Below are 6,528 nucleotides of genomic sequence, written 5' to 3' on the forward strand. Positions count from 1 at the left end.
TGCGTTAGGTTGGCCAAGTGAAGTTAGGCGGCCCAACTTTAGCGCAATGCAGCCCGATACGTTCAACAGCCCGGGTTGAGCTAGTTTTTTGGAACCTCGTCATTGGACTTGGCACGTTAGCGAGTTAAATCTGGTGGGTAGGTTTAAGACAACTAAATAACGAATTAGAAAGAGGTTGCTAAGGTTGAATCCTTCGCAGCCTTTTTTTATGTTGCCGTGCAAATAGTTAGTCACTAAAGCTATGCGAAAACATAAGTAATTTCTGATTTATTAGCTCTACATCATGGTAATTTCGGGTTCATTTTTTTCATATTTTTTAATTGACTCACCGCAACATTTATTCTTAAAGAAAAAAGCAAAGCTGCCGATAACTCTCGATAAGACTAAAGGTGTTTTTGTAGCGTTTTAAAACATAACACCTTGCCAATTTTTGCCGTGCTTATCTGAGAAAACTATTATGGCTTCTATCGTTTTGGGACTAACAACCGGTGATATAGCGGTCATGACCACTGATCACGTCCGGGGCTTGGCGACTTCAGACATGATCGCTCTGACAACAGAGCAGCTAGCGGCATTTCAAACTTCGCAAGTAGTGGTGTTCACTTCCACCGATTTAGATGCGCTGACCACCACCCAAATTTCCAAAGGGTTAACAACGACTCAGATTGCGGCATTACTTACTAATCAAGTTGATATCTTAACTACTGCACAAGTCTTATCACTCACCACCCAACAGATTCAACAAGGTTTTACTAGCACTCAGATCGCAGCACTGTCTACCAAACAAATTCAAGCACTCAGCACCAGTCAAGTTGCCAACGGTTTAACCACCAATCAAGTTTCGAATTTAACCACTAGCCAAGTTCAGTCGCTGACCACGTCGAATGTGCAAGTCTTAAATACTGCGCAAACAACGGCATTGGGTACATCGGGTGTGTCGTCGTTGACCACCGCGCAAACACGGGTGTTGACCACCAATCAGATTCAAAATGGTTTAACCACCAGCCAAGTTCAAGCATTAAGCACCGCGCAGGTCGCCGCGTTGAGCACCAATCAAGTCGCACAAGGGTTGAATACAGCGCAGGTAGCCGCGTTAGGCTCGAACCAAGTTCAAGCGTTGAACACCTCGCAAGTTTCTGTATTGACGACCGCGCAAACCAGCGCCTTGGGTACATCTGGTGTGACCGCGCTGCAAACCAATCAAATTAGCGCACTCACTACCAACCAAGTACAAAACGGTTTGACCACTGTCGAGGTCGCCGCCCTTGCCACGTCGCAAGTGCAAGCGTTGACCACCAGCGATATTCAGGCGTTAACGACAGCGCAATTAATCGCCTTAGGTACTCAAGGTATTTCGAATTTGACGACCCAGCAAATTGTCGTCCTCAATACCAATCAAATTGCCAGTGGCTTAACCACCGATCAAGTCGCAGCGTTGACCACTGCGCAGGTTTCGGTATTGACCACCAACCAAGTTCTCAATGGTCTAACTACCGCGCAAGTTGCTGCGTTAAATAGCGGTGAAATTCAGGCGCTGACAACGTCCCAAGTGGCAGTCCTGAGTACTGCCCAAATTACAGCGCTTGGCACTGCCGGTGTCGATGCCTTGACCACCAAACAGATTCCCGTATTAAGTACCAATCAGGTACAAAACGGTCTGACTACCGCTGAAGTCGCTAGCCTCAATTCTTCTCAAATTCAGTCCATCACCACCGCGGATGTCGCGGCCTTAAGTACTGCCCAAATCAGCGCCTTAGGCACTGCTGGAGTTGATGCATTAACGACTAAACAGATCGCGGTACTGAGCACTAGTCAAGTTCGTAATGGCTTGACGACCGATGAAGTTGCGAGCCTGAATTCGTCGCAGGTTCAAGCAATCACTACGACCGATGTTCAAGCGCTCAATTCGGCACAAGTCGCCGCTTTGGGTACTGCCGGTGCTGATGCCTTAACTACCGCACAAATCGTTGCGCTGACCACCAATCAAATTGCTAGCGGCTTGACCACGGCCCAGGTCAATTCCTTATCCACCGCGCAAATTGCGGCTTTGACGACTAATCAGGTTCTCAATGGTCTCAATACCGCTCAAATCGCGAACTTAACTAGTAGCGAAGTGCAAGCGTTAACCACCGGGCAAGTCGGTGTTTTAAGTACTTCCCAAATTGCTGCATTAGGTACTGCTGGCGTCGATGCATTGATGACCAAACAGATCGCTGTATTGAGCACCAGCCAAGTTCAAAATGGCTTAACGACCGATGAAGTAGCGAGCTTGAATTCAGCGCAAATCCGCGCCATCACCACCGGTGATGTGCAAGCCTTAAGCACCGCGCAAATCGTTGCCTTGGGAACCGCCGGTGTCGATGCGTTGACTACTTCTCAAATCGCCGTTCTGACGACTAACCAAGTTCAAAGTGGCTTAACCACCGACGAAGTTGCTAGTTTGAATTCTGCCCAAATTCAGGCCATTACGACGGTTGATGTCCAAGCATTAAATACTGCTCAAATTGCCGCTTTAGGCACAGCCGGTGCGGATGCCTTGACGACCAAGCAGATCGCTGTTTTAACGACCAATCAAGTTCAAAATGGCTTAACCACTGCTGAAGTCGCGAGCCTGAATTCGTCGCAAATCCAAGCGATTACTACCGTTGATGTGCAAGCATTGAATTCGGCCCAGATCGCTGCCTTAGGCACCGCTGGTGCGGATGCGTTGACGACCGCGCAAATCGTGGCGTTGACCACGAACCAGATCAATAACGGGTTAACGACAGCGCAAGTCAATTCGCTCTCCACCGCGCAAATTGCGGCTTTGACGACTAATCAAGTTCTCAACGGTCTTAATACCGCTGACGTCGCCAACTTGACCAGCAGCGAAATACGCGCCTTAACCAGTGCTCAAGTGAGTGTGTTAAGTACGGCACAAATTGCCGCCTTGGGTACCGCTGGTGTGGATGCGTTGACGACTGCACAGATTGCCGTCTTAACCACTAATCAAGTCCAAAACGGTTTAACCACCGCTGAAGTAGCGAGCCTGAGCACAGCGCAAGTCCAAGCGATTACGACGACCGATGTCCAAGCCTTGAATACCGCTCAGGTTGCTGCCTTAGGTACTGCTGGTGCGGATGCCTTGACCACCGCGCAAATCGTGGCATTGACAACGAACCAGATCAACAATGGTTTAACCACAGCGCAAGTCAATTCCTTGTCCACCGCGCAAATTGCAGCGCTGACGACTAATCAAGTCCTCAACGGTCTTAATACCGCCGATATCGCTAATCTAACTAGCAGCGAAGTCAAAGCCTTGACCACCGCGCAAGTAGCGGTATTGAGCACTGCCCAAGTTAGCGCGCTGGGAACTGCTGGCGTTGATGCGTTGACGACTTCACAGATCGCGGTCTTAACCACCAATCAGGTGCAAAATGGTTTAACCACCGATGAAGTCGCCAGCCTCAATAGCGCGCAAGTGAGAGCCATTACCACGGCAGATATACAAGCCTTAAATACCGCGCAAATTGCTGCTTTAGGTACTGCTGGTGCGGATGCGTTGACGACGTCGCAAATCGTCGCCTTGACTACCAACCAAATCAACAACGGTTTGACGACAGCGCAAGTCAATTCGCTCTCCACCGCCCAAGTTGCGTCCTTAACGACCAACCAAGTGCTCAACGGTCTCAACACGGCCGATATGGCAGCGTTGACCAGCAGCGAAGTGCAAGCGTTAACAACTGCCCAAGTTAGTGTCTTAAATACCGCACAAATCGCCGCTCTAGGTACTGCGGGTGTCGATGCGTTGACGACTAAACAGATCGCAGTATTAACGACCAATCAAGTTCAAAACGGTTTAACCACCGAACAAGTTGCAAGCTTGAATTCGTCACAAATTCAAGCGATCACGACTGCCGATGTACAAGCGTTGAATACGGCGCAAGTCGCGGCCTTAGGCACTGCTGGCGCGGATGCGTTGACAACAGCTCAAATCGTCGCTTTGAGCACCAACCAAATCAACAATGGTTTGACGACAGCACAGGTTAATTCGCTCTCGACGGCGCAAATTGCCGCCTTGACGACTAACCAAGTGCTCAACGGTCTCACTACCGCTGATATCGCCAACCTAACCAGCAACGAAATACGCGCCTTAACAACCGCGCAGGTCAGCGTGTTGAATACGGCTCAAGTGACGGCGCTGGGTACTGCTGGCGTCGATGCGTTGACCACAACACAGATCGGTGTTTTGACGACTAATCAAGTTCAAAACGGCTTGACGACTGCTGAAGTAGCAAGTCTAAGCACAGCACAAGTTCAAGCGATTACCACAACCGATGTGCAAGCATTGAATACGGCGCAAGTGGCGGCATTGGGTACTGGCGGGGCTGATGCCTTGACCACGGCACAAATCGTCGCTTTGAGCACCAATCAAATCAATAATGGTTTGACGACCGCGCAAGTGAATTCCTTGTCCACGGCTCAAGTCGCTGCGTTGACCACCAACCAAGTTCTCAATGGTCTCAATACAGCTGACGTGGCCGCATTGACCAGCAACGAAGTACGTGCCTTAACCACTGCTCAAGTCATTGTGTTGAGCACAGCGCAAGTCGCTGCCTTAGGCACTTCTGGCGTTGATGCGTTGAGCACAAAACAGATTGCCGTGTTGACGACCAATCAGGTTCAAAATGGCTTAACTACCGACGAAGTAGCGAGCTTAAGTACGTCACAAGTTCAAGCGATTACGACTGCTGATGTCCAAGCATTGAATACGGCGCAAGTAGCGGCTTTAGGTACTGCCGGTGCGGATGCCTTGACCACGGCGCAAATTGTCGCGTTGACGACCAGCCAAATCAATAATGGGTTGACGACAGCGCAAGTCAATTCGCTTTCGACCGCGCAAATTGCGGCCTTGACCACTAGCCAAGTGCTCAATGGACTCAACACCGCTGACATCGCTAACTTAACTAGCAGCGAAGTCAAAGCCTTAACGACTGCGCAAGTTGGCGTATTAAGTACCGCTCAAATTACGGCTCTAGGTTCGACTGGTGTCGATGCATTGACGACGGCCCAAATCGCGGTCTTAACGACTAACCAGGTTCAGAACGGTTTAACGACAAATGAAGTCGCCAGCTTGGGTACAGCCCAAGTGCGGGCGATCACGACCGCCGATATTCAAGCCTTAACCACCGCCCAGATTGCTGCGCTCGGTACCGCTGGCGTGGATGCATTCACGACCGCTCAAATCGCGGCCTTAAGTACAAATCAAATTGCCTACGGCTTAACTACCGCGCAAATTAATTCGCTCAGTACCGCGCAGGTAGCCGCTTTGGCGACCTATCAGGTGCATAACGGACTTAATACGGACCAAGTTCCGTCCCTGACCAGTACCGAAATTCAAGCGTTGACCAGCGCGCAAATTATCGCGTTGACGACTGCACAGATCGCTTCCTTAGGTACCGACGGTGTCGGCGCATTGCTGACTTCGCAGATCGCTGTTTTAACGACTAACCAGATACAAAACGGCCTGACCACCGCTGAAGTAGCAAGCTTGAACTCAGCGCAAATTCAAGCAATTACAACCGCTGATATTCAGGCATTGAACACAGCGCAAATTGCAGCGTTAGGAACTGCTGGTGTCGATGCGTTGACGACCAAACAAATCGCTGTGCTGACGACTAACCAAGTGCAGAACGGTTTGACCACCGCTGAAGTAGCCAGCTTAAGTTCATCCCAAGTTCAAGCGATCACCACGCTCGACGTACAAGCGTTGAATACCGCTCAGGTTGCTGCTCTAGGTACTTCCGGTGCCGATGCCTTGACTACATCGCAAATCGTGGCCTTGACGACTAACCAGATCAACAATGGTTTGACGACTGCTCAGGTTAATTCGCTCTCGACAGCGCAAATTGCGGCCTTGACGACTAACCAAGTGCTCAACGGCCTCAACACCGCCGATATGGCAGCGTTGACCAGCAGCGAAGTCAAAGCCTTGACCACCGCGCAAGTGGCTGTATTAAGCACAGCGCAAATCACTGCTTTAGGTACAGCGGGTGTGGATGCGTTGACGACGTCGCAAATCGCAGTCTTAACGACGAATCAGGTTCAAAACGGCTTAACCACCGATGAAGTCGCTAGCCTCAATAGCGCGCAGGTGAGAGCGATTACGACTGCTGATGTCCAAGCGTTGAATACCGCTCAAGTCGCGGCCTTAGGCACTGCTGGTGCCGATGCCTTAACGACTTCGCAAATCGTGGCCTTGACCACCAACCAAATCAACAATGGTTTAACGACTGCTCAGGTCAATTCCTTGTCCACAGCGCAGATCGCTGCCTTGACCACTAACCAAGTGCTCAACGGTCTCAACACCGCTGATATCGCTAATTTGACCAGCAGCGAAGTCAAAGCCTTGACCACCGCCCAAGTGGCTGTATTGAGCACAGCGCAAGTTACTGCTCTGGGTACTGCTGGTGTGGATGCATTGACGACGTCGCAAATCGCAGTCTTAACGACAAATCAGGTCCAAAACGGTTTAACTACCGATGAAGT

General features: G+C 50.3%; 1 protein-coding gene. It reads left to right on the forward strand.

What is annotated here, in order from left to right; translation table 11 throughout:
- Positions 1-457: 457 nt before the first annotated feature.
- Positions 458-6,528 (forward strand): hypothetical protein (locus E2I14_RS07295; protein WP_165967779.1); only part of this gene is annotated, 6,071 nt, incomplete at its 3' end.

It is taken from the genome of Sapientia aquatica (genome assembly GCF_004358105.1).
Taxonomy (GTDB): Bacteria; Pseudomonadota; Gammaproteobacteria; order Burkholderiales; family Burkholderiaceae_D; genus Solimicrobium; species Solimicrobium aquaticum.